This window comes from Kitasatospora sp. UYEF31, assembly GCF_057291755.1.
The window spans coordinates 49,862-64,905 of sequence record NZ_JBXAWK010000038.1; the positions used below are offsets into that span (position 1 = coordinate 49,862).

Genomic DNA, 15,044 nt, shown 5'->3' on the forward strand with positions numbered 1-15,044 from the left:
GATGGACCTGAGGTACACGGAGGCCGAAGAGGCCTTCCGCACCGAACTGCGGGCCTGGCTCGACGAGGCCCTGCCCAAACTGCCGCCGAAGGCCGACCGGGACGACTGGCCGGCCCGCCGCGCCTACGACACGGCGTGGCAGCGCATGCTGTACGACGCCGGATACGCCGGGATCAACTGGCCCGAGGAAGCCGGTGGTCGGGGCGCGACCCCGACCGAACACCTGATCTTCCTGGAGGAGACCGAGCGGGCGGGCGCGCCGTACGTCGGCGCCAACTTCGTCGGCCTCCTGCACGCCGGACCCACCATCAACGCCGCGGGCACGCTTGAGCAGAAGAAGAAGTACCTGCCGGGCATCCTCAGTGGCGACGAGGTCTGGTGCCAGGGCTTCTCCGAGCCCGGCGCAGGGTCTGACCTGGCGTCACTGCGCACCCGCGCGGTCCGCGACGGCGACGATTACGTCATCAACGGCTCCAAGATCTGGACTTCGCACGCTGAAGTGTCGGACTACTGCGAGATGTTGGTGCGCACCGACCCCGACGCGCCGAAGCACAAGGGCATCACCTGGCTTGTCGTGCCGATGGACACCCCCGGCATCACGGTGCGCCCGCTGACCACGGTCATGGGCTCCACCGAGTTCGCCGAGGTCTTCTTCGACGACGTACGGGTGCCGGTGGCCAACCGCGTCGGCGACGAGAACGACGGCTGGCGGGTCACCATGGTGACGCTGTCCTTCGAGCGCGGTACGGCGTTTGTGAGCGAGGTCGTCGCGTGCCAGCGCACGGTGCGCGAACTGGCCGCGCTGGCCCGCAAGATCCCGCGCAAGGGCGGCACCGCCTGGGACGACATCGCACTGAAGCGTGAACTGGGCCATCTGGCCGCCGAGTTCGAAGCACTGTGGGCGCTGACCAAGTGGAACGTCTCCGAAGCCCAGCGCTCCGGGGTGCCCGGCATCGGCGGCTCGGTCTTCAAGCTGCGGTTCAGTGAGACCAAGCAGAAACTGTACGAACTCGCCCACCGGCTGCTCGACCGGGCCGCACTGGTCGTCGAGGACGTCGCGGACCTGCCCAGCGGACAGATCATGGACGAGCGTCTTTCCTCGCTCTCCTACACGATCGCCGCGGGCACGTCCCAGATCCAGCGGAACATCGTCGGGGAGCGCATCCTCGGACTCCCCAAGGAGCGCTGACATGGACTTTCAGCTCAGTGAGGACCAGCGCGACCTCCAGTCCGGCGTACGGGACTTCCTGACCGGCCGGTTCGACCGGGACCGGATGCGCAAGCTGCTCGATTCCACCGGAGTCCCCGGCAAGGTCGACCGCAAACTGTGGAACGAACTGGCCGAAACGGGCTTCTTCGCGCTGCGGCTGCCCGAGGACAAGGGCGGCGTCGGCCTCGGCACACCCGAAGCGGTGCTGGTCTACGAAGAAGCCGGGCGCGCCCTGGTCCCCGGACCGATCGTCGCCACCCACCTGGCCGCCTCGCTCGACGGTGAGCTGGGGGAGAAGGCCGCGTCGGGCGAGTGGGTCGTCGGCCTGCTCGAAGCTGACCAAGTACCGCTGCTGGTCGAGCACTTGGACGCCCTCGACGTTCTCCTCGTGCTGTGCGAGGACGGCGTCTACCGGGCCGAGCCGCAGACTGTGGAAGCAGTCGCGATCACCCACCTGGTGGACCCGTTCACCCCGCTGCACCACGTGAAGTCGCTGCCGGAAGGCGTGCGGCTGGACGTGGACGCCGACGAGTTCCGCCGTACCGCGGCGGTCCTGACCGCGGCCCTCCAACTGGGGATCTCCGGACGACTGACCGAACTGGCGACGCAATATGCCAAGGAGCGCGAGCAGTTCGGCCGGCTCATCGGCAGCTTCCAGGCGGTCAAGCACCTGTGCGCCGACATGCTCGTGCGCACTGAGGTCGCTCGGTCGTCCGTCTACTACGCGGCGGTGGTCCTGGACGACGGGATCGTCGGCGACGTGCGTACGGCGGCCCTGGTCGCAAAGCTGATGGCCGACGACGCGGCGACGCGCAACGGCAAGGACGCGACGCAGGTGCACGGCGGGATGGGCTTCACGTGGGAGGTCGATGTGCACCTCTTCATGAAGCGGGCGTGGGTGCACGCTACGCAGTTCGGCGGGGCTGAGGAGAACGAGGAAGTGCTGGCAGCGGGGCTGTGACCAGCAAGATTCTGCGGTGATCTCGGGTTTTCCACCCTGCCCCCGGAGGGTGGAAAACCCGAGATCACCGCAGCGTCAAGCCCGCGATCGGTGCGTGCTGGACCCGAGGTGGCGGGTGATTCCCATATCTGACCAAACGGGTGTCGCAATGGATCTTCCATCTGCCGCAGGTGATCGCTAGGGTGACTGCGGCAATCCCGTTTGACAGCAACGCCGGAGACCCGCTCCGGGCAGGTGTCGGCGTGGGATCTTCTGCACTCTGCCGCTTGACGTGATGACCTGCATTCCCGTGGGGGGAAAGACCGAGTGGGTCCGTCGGCAGCAGAACGGGTGCATACCAGGGTGGGGAAAACAGCAACATGGGTAATCCGTTCGGCACGACGCAGTTCAACTTGCCGCATCCGCAGTCCGGACGATCCGGTCGGTGGCTGCGCAGGCGTGTTCTCCTGCCGGTCACCGCAGTGCTCTTCCTGGTGCTGGGTGCCAGTGTCGGAGGTGCCGACGGAGCGTCGGACAAGGATGCCAAACCGGCCGTTCCGACGGCGACTGTCACGGCCGCGCCATCTCTGTGGCCGACGGCCGCAGTCACAGTCACCACGGGCCCGACCGTCCATTCGACGGTCGAGGTCTACAAGGACCCGACTGCCGCGCCGACGGTCACTGCGACAGTTACGGTCACCGCGACCGCAGACACAACGGGCTCCGGCACCTCTGGTGGCGGTTCGTCAAGTGGTGGTTCGGGTTCGTCGGGCGGAGAAGCCGACGCGGATACGCAGAACTACGGGTCGGCCAGCGCAGTATGCGAGGACCGCACGTTGTCGTACTCGAAAAACCGGCGCGGCACTTGCTCCGGCCACGGAGGTGTGGCCAAGTGGCTCTGAAGAACGAGTGGGCCGGCGTCGGAGCGGCCGCGACGAAGGTTGTCCTGACAAAGTCGGCGCCAGTCGTGTCGCTGACCAAGAGCGGCATTACGACCGGACGGATCAGAGTCAACCTGAACTGGACGTCGCCCAGGACTGTCGCGCTACAGCAGGCGGCCGAAGCGAAGGGGCTCTTCCGTAGGCTTAGGGCCTCGATGCGCGTCGGGACGGTGACTGATTTCGATCTTGACCTCGGTTGCATGGTCAAGTACGCGGATGGAAGCAAAACAGTGGTCCAGGCCCTGGGCGATGCCTTCGGGGCGCTGGACACTTTCCCCTATATCGCACTTGACCGGGATGACCGTACAGGCGAAATTCAGGGCGGGGAGAACCTCTTCATCAACCTGGACAGGCAGGAGGAGTTCTCCAGGCTGCTCGTCTACGTCTACATCTATGAAGGTGTGGGTGATTTTCGCGGTCTCGACGCGGTGGCAACCTTGTACGCGGACGGGGGCCACCGGTTGGTGGTGAACCTCGGCGGGTGCCCGCCAGGTGCACGCGCATGCGCTATCGCATTGCTCAAGCGGAACAAAGGCGATCTCATCGTTCAGCACGAAGTCCAGTGGTTCATGCCTGACCCGAAACGGAGCCTGCACGAGACGATCTCCCGTGCCTACCGGTTCGGAATCAAGTGGACGCCGGGCTCGAAGTAGTCGGGAGCGTTACCCGGGCGTCATGGGTTTTCCACCCTGTAGATATTCAGGGTGTTGATTTTCGTGGCCGGTTTTTGCCGGAATCGACGGCCCGATTCCTGCCGGAGTCTCACACGCTGGCCGGGGCCAACTACGCTGAACTGGGCTCTCATCGGGCTGAGGTCGGGAGTGATCAGGCACAGGCGTGGTCGTCAGGCACACGTGTTTGGTGGACGGCAATCCTGACAGTTCATCCGAAAGGGTGAAGGGGTCCGCCGCGGCAGTCCGGCGGGCCCCTCTCAGGTAAAGCGCTTACGCGGCGTCCAGCACGTCCGCCGCGATCAGTTCCTGCAAGTGCCGGTCGTCGTACCAGTTGAGCTGGAGCGACTTCGCCCGGCGGAAATACAACTGCACGTCGCACTCCATCGTGAAGCCCATACCGCCGTGGATGTGCACGGCCATGTCCGTGACTTCGCGGTACGTCTTGCATGCGAACTGCTTGGCCATCGGCGCCAGTCCGGTGGCCGAGCGGCCGTTGTCCCGGGCCCACGCGGCCTCGCGGACGAGGATCTCCGCACCGTCCACCGCGGCCGACGCGTCGGCCAGGTAGTGCGAGATCGACTGGAACGCGCCCAGCGGTTTGTCGAACTGCTGCCGGGTGTTCGCGTAGTCGACGCTGATCTCCAGGGCGCGCCGGGCACCGCCGACCGCCTGGGCGGCGGCCAGGACAAGACCGTCGAGCATGGTCTCCTCCCAGACGTTCCAGTCCTGGGTGACCAGGGCCGAAGCGGGCACGTTCACGCCGTCGAAGTCCACCCGGTACTGGGTGTCGGTGGCGATGGTCTGCTGCCGGGTGAGGGAGATGCCCTCAGCCGAAGCGTCGACGAGCAGGACAATCGGTCCTGACTCCGTACGCGCGAGCACAAGGAGCGCGTCGGCGGCCTTGGCGTACGGAACGTGCCGCTTGGCGCCGCTCAGCGCCCAGCCGTCCGCAGTCTGCACAGCGGTCAGCTGAACACCCTTGGCACCGAAGCCGTTGTCCGGCTCCAGCCACGCCACCGAGACGACCTTCTCGCCGGACGCGATCTTCGGCAGCCACTGCTTGCGCAGGTCCTCGTTGTCCGAGCGGGTCAGTGCCCCGCCGGCCAGCACGGAGCTGACGAAGTGCGGGGACGGGGCCAGCGAACGGCCCAGTTCCTCGTACACCACGACCGCGTCGAGCATCGACATGGCAGAGCCGTCGTACTCCTCGGGCAGCGTCAGTCCGACCAGGCCCGACTCGGCGAACTTCCGCCAGAACCCGTCGTCGTAGCCGTGCTCGTCGTTTTCAAGGTTCCGTACGACATCCAGCCCGGAGTGCCGGGTGCACAGGCCGCGGACCGTGTCGCGGAGGATGTCCTGTTCCTGGGTGAAATCGAGATCCACTTCGGGCTCCTCAAGGCTTCCACGTGTCGCCGCGGCGCTGCCACGGGTTGTCGTTGTCGTCTACTGGTACGGCGATGCGCAGTGTGCAGGTTGTGCACACGGTCTGCGTTCCGTCTTCTTGGCCGACGGTGACCTTCGCGGTCGCGGAGATCCAGCCGCAGCCGGTCTCGTCGGTCGATACATCCGTCACGGTTCCGGTCATCACCATGGTGTCGCCGGGGAAGACGGGCGTACGCATCTGGAAGGTCAGCCGGCCGAGCCGCCCCTTGGGGCCGGTCCAGTCGGTGAGCCAACGCTCAAACCAGGAGGCCTGGTTCGGCGTGTTCAGGAAGATGTCGCGGACGCCGTTGCGGACGGTCGCGAACTCGTGGTCGTGGTGCATCGGCCGCCAGTCACGGGAGGCCAGGGCGCCGAGCACCACGGTGGTGCTGGTGACGTCGTACGAAAGCTCCGGAAGTTCGTCGCCGGGTTTCACACTGTCCAGGGTGATCACTTCGACGCCTCCTTTGCCGGGCTCTCGGGACGGTGGTCGCCGCTCTGCTCAGGTCGGTGGTCGCCGCTCTGCTCAGGTCGGCGGTAGCCGAACCCTGTGTACGATTCGACGCCGCACAGGTCACCGCGCTGGTTGCGGTACTCCACGTCGATGGTCCAGAAGCGGCCCGTACCGACTCGCGTGGTCTTGACGTCGCTGACGACCTTCAGGACCTGACAGAACGACACGACGTCGCCGATGCGCACCGGTTCGTGGAAGACGCTGGTGTACTCCGAGATGATCGCCTCGGGCAGGTCGAGCCGCGTCTTGAGGTCGAAGTGCACCTGGAGCGCGAGCTGTTCGCCGTCGGAGCCCGGAGCCCAGTAGTGCGGGCGCTGCCAGGCAGAGAGCAGCGACAGTGGCGTGGTCGGCCCATCGGTGATCTCCTGCGCGACCGCCGGGTCCCAGTAGATCGGGTTGCCGTTGAAGACCGCCGCACAGGCGGTCCACACGTAGCCCTGCTCCGCCGGGAAGTCGGAGGTCTTCTCGTACTGGACCTTGCCGATCAAGTCGCTTACGTCCGCCGGGAGTTCCGTGGGGAGTTGAGTCATGCCACCGCTCCTGACGCGCGCAGTTCGTCGATCTTCCCGGTGGAATAGCCGGCCGCGGCGAGGAGTTCCGCCGTGCAGGTGCTTCCGTCAGGCAGTCCGTACGGGCCCTCGGGCTTGACCATGCCGGCCAACAGCGGTGCTGTCTGCCGGAATTCGCCCCGCTCGGGGTGCACGGCGGAAGTGATCGCCCCGCGCGCGTCGAACTGCGGGTCGGCCGCGACCTCCGGGATGGAGAGCACAGGCGACACGCACACGTCGATGCCGTCGAGGACGGCCACCCATTCGTCCCGGGTCTTCGAAGCGAAGACCGTACGGAATTCCGTACGGATATCGTCCTGGACCGTGTCGTCCATCTGGCGCGGGATCCTCTGTTCCAGACCGAGCGCCGTGCACAGGTTGGCCCAGAACTTGTGCTCGATCGCGCCGACCGCGAGGTGGCCGCCGTCAGCGGTGGCGTAGACGTCGTAACAGGCGTACTTGCCCATCAACAGGCTGCCGCCGGGCTCCAGGGAAGCCCCCGTCGCCAGGTGCTCGTCCACGCTCAGCGCCATCAGCGCGAGCACGCCGTCGGCGACCGACACGTCGAGGAAGCTGCCCTCGCCGGTGTTGGTCCGCCCGAACAGCGCCGCCAGGATGGCCGTCACCGCGTGCATGCCGCCACCGGCGCTGTCCGCGACCGTCGCGCCCGGAATCGGCGGACGGCCGTTCTCGCCCGGCGTCGAGCAGGCCAGAAAGCCGCTGACCGCCAGGTAGTTGATGTCGTGCCCGGCCTGCTGCGACTTCGGCCCGGTCTGCCCGAACCCGGAGGTCGAGCAGTACACGATGCGCGGATTCACGGCTTTCACATCGGCGTAGCCGATGCCGAGCCGGTCCACGACACCCGGCCGGAAGCTCTCGATGACCACGTCGGCGTCCGCGGCCATCGCCAGGAACGCGGCTTTGCCCTCGGCGGTCTTCAGGTCCAGCTGGGCGCGCTTCATGCGACGCCCCGCGCTGTACGAGAAGAACGGCGGCTCGATCTGCACACCCTTTCGGGCGGGCACCGGGCCGACCTTCACCACCTCGGCACCGAAGTCGGCGAGCCAGCGCGAGGCGCGGGCCGCCGGCCCGACGCTGGCCAGGTCCAGGACCCGGACGCCGGACAGGAGTTCGGTGGTGCCCATCAGAAGTTCTTCGGCAGGCCGAGCCCACGGCGCGCGATGATGTTCTTCTGCACCTCGGACGTGCCGCCGCCGATCGTGTCCAGCACGGTGTAGCGGTAAGTCGAGTCCGCGCGGCCCTTCATCGGGGCGTCCTCGGTGCCGACCCGCAGCTGAGCACCGGGGCCGCCGATGTCCATCGACGCGTCAGCGAGACGCTTCGACAACTCGGTTGCGAACAGCTTGTACTCCGACGCCTCAATGGTCGGCGGCTTACCGCCCTTCCCGGCGGCGGCGACGACCTTGAGACCGAGCACCCGGGCGACCTCGGCCTCGGTGACCAGCGTGGCGATGCGCTGCCGGACGACCGGGTCGTCGCGCAGCGGCTCACCGTCGCGGGTCGCGGTCTTGACGTACTCGACAAGCAGGTCGAGGCGCTGCTTGATCGGGGAGAACGCGAACATCGTGAAGCGCTCGAGGTCGAGGGCCTGGGAGATGTACTGGAAGCCCTTGTTGACCTCGCCGACGACGTAGTCGTCGGAGACGAAGACGTTGTCGAAGAAGACGTCGTTCGTCCGCTCGTCGCCCATGGTCCAGATGCCGCGGACGGTGACGTCCGGGTGGTTCAGCGGGACCAGGAACAGCGTGATGCCGTAGTGCTTGGCGACGTTCGGGTCGGTGCGCCCGCCGACCCAGTACCACTCGGCGAAGTGCGCCGAGGTCGTCCAAGTCTTCTGGCCGTTGAGCACCCAGCCGCCGCGCTCTTCGTCGCGGGTGCAGCGCAGTTTCATTGACGCCGCGTCAGAACCGGCTTCGGGCTCGGAGTAGCCGACTGCGAACTCGACTTCGTTGCGGAGTATCTTCGGCAGGAACTCGGCCTTGAGCTTCTCGCTGCCCACGGCGAGCAGGGTCTTGCCGATGATGCCGACGCCCTTGCCGATCTGCGGACCGCCGCGGCCGGCGAGGGCTTCGTTGAGGATGTACTCGTACACCCCCTCGCCTTCCTGGCCGCCCCAGGCTTTGGGCCAGGTGATACCGAGCCAGCCCTGCTCGCCCATCTTCGCCATGAAGGCGCGACGCGGCGGGGTGTCGACGATCTGGGCCATGTTCTCCCGGGTGACGTCGAAGACCTCAGGGTCGTGGTTGGCGTCGAGGAAGGTTTCCACTTCTTCCAGGAACGCCTGCTGCTCAGGGGAGAAGTCGAAATCCACAGCATCGCCTCCACGGGGTGTCGGGACTGCGTCCGACGATATCTGACGGACTGTCAGATTCACGGTAACACCGGGGCTGTGGCGGATGCGAGGGGGCGTGGTGATCCGTGTGATCACTCGCAGGGTTATGGGACACGCTTCCTCGCTGCCGCTCGACGACTCTCTGACAACTGGGTGGTAGAAAATCCGCCGGAAGTGTTGACGTCCCGTCATCTGGTGATCACTCTTAGTGGAGCGGCCTTTTGTGAGGGGACGCTGAGGCCCCGGGCACTCGAGGAGTCCGGGTTTCCTTGGCGAGTGAGGGCCGTACGACGAAGCCCCACAGGTCTATGACCTGTGGGGCTTCGTGTTGTGCTGTGGCTGCTTCTTGCCTTGTGGCTACTTCACCGCCACCGGGCTCACCGGCGAGCCGATGCCGCCCACGAACGGCTGCGGCGAGGCGTCGAGGAAGAACTCGTAGACACCGTCGGCGGCGCAGTCCGCGGACAACTCCTCCAGGTTCCAGTTCTGGCCCTGGATCATGCCCATCTCCACTAGGTGCAGCGCGTGCACGGACAAGAAGCAGTCCTCGATCTCCGGCGGGAAGACCTCGAACACCACGGTGTCGTTCGCGACCGCGGCCACGTCGCGGGCGTGGAACCACTCCGGGCAGCGGACGCCGATTCCAGCGCTCATGTAGTAACCGTCGCGGTCGCCCGCGAGGTATGTCCGCATGGCGCCGGTGCGGACGAGCACGATGTCGCCGGCCCGGACCTTGGTGCCGGCCAGTTCCTCAGCGGCTTCCAGGTCCTCGGGGGTGATCGCGTACATCGGCTCCAAGGCGTCGACGCCTTTGGTGCGCGCGACGTCGAGCAGCACACCGCGGGTGGCCAGCGTCCTGATCTTCTCGATGCCGAGTTTCGCCGCGCAGCCCTCGGCGGTGATCGATTCCTTGGCGGAGAAGCCGTTGTAGAGCCGGTCCTCGTAGGACGCGTGGGTCAGGCCGTCCCAGTGGGTTCCGGCCTGGAGGCCCATCGTGACGGCGTCATCGCTGGTGGCGACCGTACCCGGGCCGAAGACCTCGTGGTTGACCATGTGCGCGGTCAGCTTCGGATTGTCACGCCCCGGGATCATGCCGTTCTGGATGCCGTCTTCCTTGAGTTCGACGGCCAGCGAGAAGCGCTTGCCGGTCTTGATGCACTTGCCGGCGGCGACGACGATCTCGGGTGTGATCAGGTTCGCGGTGCCGATCTCGTCTGCGGCGCCCCAGCGTCCCCAGTTGTTGACGCGCTTGGCGATCTCAAGGAATTCGGCAGGCATGGCCATGAGTGATTCCTCCGTGCGTATCCGCCGCGCGGCGGGCGGCGGGAAATGGGCGACGGCGCCGGCTGCTGTGGCCTGCGGCACTTTAGGAGCAGAAGATGACGCACCGTCAGTTAGTGTCTCGGTAAGGCTGTTGTCACACCCGTCGCCAGATGAGGCGATCGCCCTTGGCGGCACATGCTAAGCAGTGGCGGTTGTGAAAAACAGGGGTTGACGAGACAGGTTTCTTGACACAGGCAAGGGCGAGGACTGGGGCCGAGTGCCCGATTTGAACCGAAAGGTTCACCACCTCGATCACGCCGTTCTGAAAGGGCAGCGCCAATGGGTGACTTTCTCACCGGAAAAGTGATTGCGGTTACAGGTGCCGGTCGCGGCATCGGCCGGGCGGTCGCCCTGGCCGCCGCGCGGCACGGTGCCAAGGTCGTTGTGAACGACTACGGCGTCTCCATGGACGGCGCGGAGCCGACCAGTGAGGTCGCCGACGCCGTCGTCAAGGAGATCGAGGCGATGGGCGGCGAGGCCGTCGCGGTCGCCGACTCGGTCGCCACGATGGAGGGCGGCGCCCGCATCGTGAACACCGCGGTGGAGCGCTTCGGCCGACTGGACGGTGTCGTCACCCCGGCCGGCATCATCCGCGCCCGCATGATCTTCAACATGACCGAGGACGACTGGGACAGCGTCATCGCGACCCACCTCAAGGGCACGTTCACTGTCGTGCAGGCGGCCACCAAGGTCTTCAAGGCACAGGGTTTCGGCTCAATCGTCGGTGTCACGTCCGGCGTCTACGCGGTCGGCTCGGTCTCCCAGGCGAACTACGCGGCGGCCAAGGGCGGCATCGTGTCGTTCATCCGATCCGTCGCGCTGGGCATGAACAAGTACAACGTCAACGCGAATGTGATCGCCCCGATCGCCCGGACCCGCATGTCCGAGGACGTCCCGCAGACGCTCGCCGACATCGGCGAGCCCGAGGACATCGCGGAGATGGTCATCTTCCTGCTGTCCGACAAGGCCAAGGACATCACCGGGCAGGTCTACACAACCGCCGGACCGAAGATCGCCCTGTGGGACCAGCCGCATGAGATGAAGACCATGTACAGCGACTCAGGCTGGACCGCCGAAACGCTCGCTGAGAAGCTCCCGACTCAGCTCGGTCAGGACCCCATGCCGGTCCTCGCGCAGCTCAAGGCGTACGCCGAAGCGGCTGCCAAGAAGAGGGCCGCCGCCGCCGAGCAGGCCTGACCCCTCCGGCAATCCTTGTATTGATCATGGGGGAGTTGCGATTTCGCGGGGTGGAGTGCCCGGCTGTTCTGCGATTTCCCCATGATCAACACGGCCACATGAACACGGCCACATGAACACGGCCTCAGCAAAGAAAGGCAGTCATCGTGGACTTCAGCTACAGCGCTGAGGACGAGGAGTTCCGAGCCGAGGTCCGCGCGTGGCTCCAGGAGAACCTGAGCGGCGAGTTCGCGTCCGCAGTCGGCACGGGTGGTCCAGGCAGTGAGCACGAGCACTTCGAGATCCGCCGGGCGTGGGAACGCCGACTGGGTGAAGGCAACTGGATCGGCCTCGGCTGGCCCAAGGATTACGGCGGCCGGGACGCGACGCTGATGCAGCAGGTCGTCTTCGGTGAGGAGTACGCCCGCGCGCAGGCGCCCGGCCGGGTGAACCACATGGGGGAGAACCTGCTCGGGCCGACCGTCCTGGCGTACGGAACGGCTGAGCAGAAGGCCCGGTTCCTCCCGGCGATCACGTGCGGCGAAGAGCTCTGGTGCCAGGGCTACTCCGAACCGGGTGCGGGTTCCGACCTGGCGAACATCAGGACCAGTGCTGTACGGGACGGCGACTCCTGGGTGCTCAACGGGCAGAAAGTCTGGACATCACTGGCCCACGAAGCCGACTGGATCTTCGTCCTCGCGCGCTCCGAAGCTGGTTCGCAGAAGCACCGGGGAATCACCTTCTTCCTCGCGCCGATGGACCAGCCCGGCATCGAGATCCGGCCGATCGTGCAGCTGACCGGCACATCGGAGTTCAATGAGGTCTTCTTCGACGGGGCCCACGCGAAGAACGAGCACATCGTCGGCGAGGAAGGCAAAGGCTGGGGCGTCGCCATGGGCCTCCTGGCCTTCGAGCGCGGCGTGTCCACCCTCGCCCAGCAGATCGGCTTTGAGATCGAGCTGCGGAAGGTGCTCGATACCGCAAAGCAGAACGGCGCGATGGAAGACCTGCTGCTCCGCGACCGGCTCCTGCAGGCGTGGATCGACCTGAAGGTCCTGCGGTGCAACGCCCTGCGGACCCTCGGCTCGGACGACCCCGGCGCACCGTCGGTCGCCAAGCTCGTGTGGGGCACCTGGCACCAGAAGCTGGGCACGCTGGCCATGGAGGTCGGCGGCGCGGAGGCGACCCTCGCAGCTGAACTCCCGTACGAACTGACGGAAACCCAGCGGCTGTTCCTGTTCACGAAGTCGGACACCATCTACGGCGGCTCGAACGAGATCCAGCGCGACATCATCGCCGAGCGCGTGCTCGGTCTTCCGCGAGAGCCCCGAGGAGCCTGAATCCATGAGCACGCCTGAGTACGTCCCCGGTCATGGTCTGCTGACCGGCAAGACCGTCCTGATCACCGCCGCGGCCGGTACGGGTATTGGTTTTGCCGCTGCGAAGAAGGCGGCGGAGGAGGGAGCGACGATCGCCGTCAGCGACAAGCATGAGCGGCGGCTGGGTGAAGCGGCTGACGAGCTGGCGAAGATCATCGGTTCCAGGCCGTTGGCCGTGCCCTGCGACGTCACGGTCGAAGAAGACGTGCAGAACCTGATCGACACCGCGGCGGCCGAGCTCGGCGGGATCGACGTACTGATCAACAACGCCGGTCTGGGCGGTCAGGCGAACATCGTCGATATGACGGACGCGCAGTGGGATCTCGTCATGAACGTGACCTTGAACGGCACGTTCCGGTGCACGCGGGCCGCTCTCCGGCACATGCAGCCGCGCGGCAAGGGCGTCATCGTCAACAACGCCTCGGTCCTCGGCTGGCGGGCCCAGGCCGGGCAGGCGCACTACGCGGCGGCCAAAGCCGGTGTGATGGCGCTGACCCGCTGCTCAGCGATCGAGGCGGCGGAGTTCGGCGTACGGGTCAACGCCGTCGCGCCGTCCATCGCGATGCACGCGTTCCTGGCGAAGGCGTCCAGTGAGGAACTGCTGACGCAGTTGTCGTCCGCCGAGGCGTTCGGGCGCGCGGCCGAGCCGTGGGAGATCGCGAACGTGATGGTGTTCCTGGCGAGCGATTACTCGTCGTACATGACCGGCGAGGTTGTGAGTGTGAGCAGCCAGCGGGCCTGACGGATTTGTACGACGGGTCACACGCACCCCTCGGCCGCAGCGAGGCGGTACCCCCGACCCGACGGAAGGTACCGTCTTCGGCCGTCCCGCCCCGGTACCTGGGCGAAGCCGGCCGTATCCACATCGCCGACCGGCTGCGGGAAGAATGCACGTGGTCCACGAGACGCTCTGCCAGGTCCTCGGAGGCCCACGCAAAACGCTCGGCTGGGAGACTCCGGCCGAGCGCCTGCACAGATTGCTCACCGCCTGAACAACCGACCACGTGGTGCGACGAATTCTGGAACCCAAGCTGTCCAGGAACCCCTTCGTGTGCGAAGCGCGGGTTCCGGCTAACCGCGGGTCCGCGCCAGAACCGTGTACGGGCCGACATCCCGGCTGGTGAAATCACCCGGAGGGAAAAATTCCCGGGGAAATGATACAGGGTACTCGTAGAGTCCGATTTTCAGCGGAAACGCGTCCTTGCGAAGCGTGACGTAAAATCCTGCCACATTTCGCTCCAGAATGAAGACGTCGGGAGTCTGGTATGTTGAATAGTCCAATCTCCGAATGAACTCCTCAGGTGATCAGGAATTAGCCCAGTAGGCAATTTCCGCACGCCGTCCGTCGAAATCTCCCAATGGATTTGAATACTGCGAGGTCGGTGCGATGAACCCCCGGAAAGGGGCGGAAGCCATAAGTTTGTAGGAAGAGCTGAGCAGGATTATGGCCTCCGGAGGCTTTCCCGCCAGTCGTCCGATCTCCTGAATTAATTCACCTGTATAGTGACTCTCGCCATTCGATTCGGTACCCCCTTTCGGGAGGGTGCCGTCGGGATAATATTCATCGTACGCCTGCTGATTGAAGGGTTTTAGCGTTGTGGGAACCTGCTGGATCCCTGAGACGGCGACCGCCAGTCCCACAACGGTGAATCCGGTGACGAGGGGCCGGAAGGCCTGCGGATCCCTCATCCGGCGCAGCGCCTGGAACACATCGATCCAGGCCAGCGTGCCCGCACACATCAGTGCAGCGCTCAGGATATTTATTACCCGGTGCGGGAGGAGGGTGGTGTGTCCGGCGATTGCCGCGAATGACAGCGCCTGCCAGGCGAAGCAGGTCACTGTGACGATTGCCAGAGATTTTGCGATCTCATTCCGGCGCATTCGAGCCAGCAGCCAGATGATCCCGCTCATGGACAGGATGCCGGCCGGTGCTCCCTCGAACATCGGGAAGTGGAATACAGTGAACTGATCGGGAAGGAAACGCTGAGCCATATTGGTGGGAAATCCCTGCCCGTATGCGACCCACAGGTATGGTCCCCAGCTGGGGATCCCGAAGGGCAGCGCCGCCAGGAAGGTCGCGCCGATCCTCCGGGTAATCCGGAATGCTGCCACCCGTCTTCCGTTCGCGGCGTCGTGCACCAGAACCGCACCCATCACCACGAGGGAAAATGCGGTGAAAGCAGCGATCAGTGTGTAGATCAGCAGTAAAATTCCGAGGAAGCAGCCGGCTCCGGCGAGAATCCAGGAGGCTTATTCAAAACCTCAGATCGACCGACCAACGGAACAGCCCTGACCTGCGGTATCTTGGATCAGACCCTTCGGAGCTGTGGGGGTTTTGAATAAGCCTCCAGGGATGTAACTGTTTTGGACGGTCGGTGACCTGCGCCGATGCCGCGTGACCTGGTCCCGCCGGACCAGTAGATTGATCTCGTGACCTCCTCCCCGCCGCCGCAACCCTCCTATGGGGAACTGGCCGCGCTGGTCGTGGAGTTGCAGCTCCTGATTTCTGCGCAGGCGGCCACGATCGCTCAGCAGGCGGAACGGATCGCGGACCTGGAACGGCG

13 protein-coding genes and 1 pseudogene are annotated in these 15,044 nt (G+C 65.7%); 7 read left to right on the forward strand and 7 right to left on the reverse strand.

Features of this window, described 5'->3' with window-relative positions; all coding sequences use genetic code 11:
* Position 1: 1 nt before the first annotated feature.
* From AC0Z36_RS19290 to AC0Z36_RS19305, 4 genes are all read left to right on the forward strand, one after another.
* On the forward strand, positions 2-1,189 hold the full coding sequence (locus AC0Z36_RS19290; RefSeq protein ID WP_485464187.1) for an acyl-CoA dehydrogenase: 1,188 nt from the start codon (positions 2-4) through the stop codon (positions 1,187-1,189).
* Position 1,190: 1 nt separating this feature from the next.
* Positions 1,191-2,171, forward strand: a complete 981-nt coding sequence (locus tag AC0Z36_RS19295; protein WP_485464188.1) for an acyl-CoA dehydrogenase family protein — start codon at positions 1,191-1,193, stop codon at positions 2,169-2,171.
* A 359-nt stretch (positions 2,172-2,530) separates the two neighbouring features.
* Entirely contained in the window at positions 2,531-3,052 is a 522-nt protein-coding gene (locus AC0Z36_RS19300) for a DUF3761 domain-containing protein (protein WP_485464189.1), read from the forward strand.
* Entirely contained in the window at positions 3,043-3,744 is a 702-nt protein-coding gene (locus tag AC0Z36_RS19305) for a hypothetical protein (RefSeq protein ID WP_485464190.1), read from the forward strand. The genes AC0Z36_RS19300 and AC0Z36_RS19305 overlap by 10 nt, the downstream gene beginning before the upstream one ends.
* 291 nt (positions 3,745-4,035) lie before the next feature.
* Here AC0Z36_RS19305 and AC0Z36_RS19310 read toward each other — a convergent pair whose 3' ends face one another.
* The 6 genes from AC0Z36_RS19310 to AC0Z36_RS19335 all read right to left on the reverse strand — a co-directional run bounded on the left by AC0Z36_RS19310 (position 4,036) and on the right by AC0Z36_RS19335 (position 9,886).
* Positions 4,036-5,148: an acyl-CoA dehydrogenase family protein gene (locus AC0Z36_RS19310; RefSeq protein ID WP_485464191.1), complete on the reverse strand. Its 1,113-nt coding sequence runs from the start codon at positions 5,146-5,148 to the stop codon at positions 4,036-4,038.
* Positions 5,149-5,158: 10 nt separating this feature from the next.
* On the reverse strand, positions 5,159-5,641 hold the full coding sequence (locus AC0Z36_RS19315; RefSeq protein ID WP_485464192.1) for a MaoC/PaaZ C-terminal domain-containing protein: 483 nt from the start codon (positions 5,639-5,641) through the stop codon (positions 5,159-5,161).
* A complete protein-coding gene (locus tag AC0Z36_RS19320) occupies positions 5,638-6,231 on the reverse strand; it encodes an FAS1-like dehydratase domain-containing protein (protein ID WP_485464193.1) in 594 nt (197 codons plus the stop codon). The genes AC0Z36_RS19315 and AC0Z36_RS19320 overlap by 4 nt, the downstream gene beginning before the upstream one ends.
* Positions 6,228-7,394 carry a CaiB/BaiF CoA transferase family protein gene (locus AC0Z36_RS19325; protein WP_485464194.1) on the reverse strand — a complete coding sequence of 389 codons (1,167 nt, stop codon included), beginning with the start codon at positions 7,392-7,394 and terminating at the stop codon, positions 6,228-6,230. Before AC0Z36_RS19325 ends, AC0Z36_RS19320 begins: the two co-directional genes overlap by 4 nt.
* Complete coding sequence (locus AC0Z36_RS19330; protein WP_485464195.1) at positions 7,394-8,581, reverse strand: acyl-CoA dehydrogenase family protein; 1,188 nt, start codon at positions 8,579-8,581, stop codon at positions 7,394-7,396. Before AC0Z36_RS19330 ends, AC0Z36_RS19325 begins: the two co-directional genes overlap by 1 nt.
* 378 nt (positions 8,582-8,959) lie before the next feature.
* Positions 8,960-9,886 carry a cyclase family protein gene (locus AC0Z36_RS19335; protein ID WP_485464196.1) on the reverse strand — a complete coding sequence of 309 codons (927 nt, stop codon included), beginning with the start codon at positions 9,884-9,886 and terminating at the stop codon, positions 8,960-8,962.
* A 318-nt stretch (positions 9,887-10,204) separates the two neighbouring features.
* Here AC0Z36_RS19335 and AC0Z36_RS19340 point away from each other — a divergent pair, with 318 nt between their 5' ends.
* The 3 genes from AC0Z36_RS19340 (at position 10,205) to AC0Z36_RS19350 (ending at position 13,222) form a co-directional block, all read left to right on the forward strand.
* Positions 10,205-11,122: an SDR family NAD(P)-dependent oxidoreductase gene (locus tag AC0Z36_RS19340; RefSeq protein ID WP_485464197.1), complete on the forward strand. Its 918-nt coding sequence runs from the start codon at positions 10,205-10,207 to the stop codon at positions 11,120-11,122.
* Positions 11,123-11,268: 146 nt separating this feature from the next.
* Entirely contained in the window at positions 11,269-12,441 is a 1,173-nt protein-coding gene (locus AC0Z36_RS19345) for an acyl-CoA dehydrogenase family protein (RefSeq protein ID WP_485464198.1), read from the forward strand.
* A gap of 4 nt (positions 12,442-12,445) precedes the next feature.
* Positions 12,446-13,222, forward strand: coding sequence for an SDR family oxidoreductase (locus AC0Z36_RS19350; RefSeq protein ID WP_485464199.1), 777 nt, complete (start codon positions 12,446-12,448; stop codon positions 13,220-13,222).
* Between the two features lie 329 nt (positions 13,223-13,551).
* Here AC0Z36_RS19350 and AC0Z36_RS19355 read toward each other — a convergent pair.
* Positions 13,552-14,721, reverse strand: a pseudogene (locus AC0Z36_RS19355) (arabinofuranosyltransferase).
* Between the last annotated feature and the right edge of the window lie 323 nt (positions 14,722-15,044).

Bases quoted from the DNA above. Each gene is read 5' to 3' on its own strand.
- AC0Z36_RS19290 (WP_485464187.1), top strand. From the start codon at position 2: ATGGACCTGAGGTACACGGAGGCCGAAGAGGCCTTCCGCACCGAACTG.
- AC0Z36_RS19300 (WP_485464189.1), top strand. From the start codon at position 2,531: ATGGGTAATCCGTTCGGCACGACGCAGTTCAACTTGCCGCATCCGCAG.
- AC0Z36_RS19320 (WP_485464193.1), bottom strand. From the start codon at position 6,231: ATGACTCAACTCCCCACGGAACTCCCGGCGGACGTAAGCGACTTGATC.
- AC0Z36_RS19335 (WP_485464196.1), bottom strand. From the start codon at position 9,886: ATGGCCATGCCTGCCGAATTCCTTGAGATCGCCAAGCGCGTCAACAAC.
- AC0Z36_RS19340 (WP_485464197.1), top strand. From the start codon at position 10,205: ATGGGTGACTTTCTCACCGGAAAAGTGATTGCGGTTACAGGTGCCGGT.
- AC0Z36_RS19325 (WP_485464194.1), bottom strand. From the start codon at position 7,394: ATGGGCACCACCGAACTCCTGTCCGGCGTCCGGGTCCTGGACCTGGCC.
- AC0Z36_RS19350 (WP_485464199.1), top strand. From the start codon at position 12,446: ATGAGCACGCCTGAGTACGTCCCCGGTCATGGTCTGCTGACCGGCAAG.
- AC0Z36_RS19295 (WP_485464188.1), top strand. From the start codon at position 1,191: ATGGACTTTCAGCTCAGTGAGGACCAGCGCGACCTCCAGTCCGGCGTA.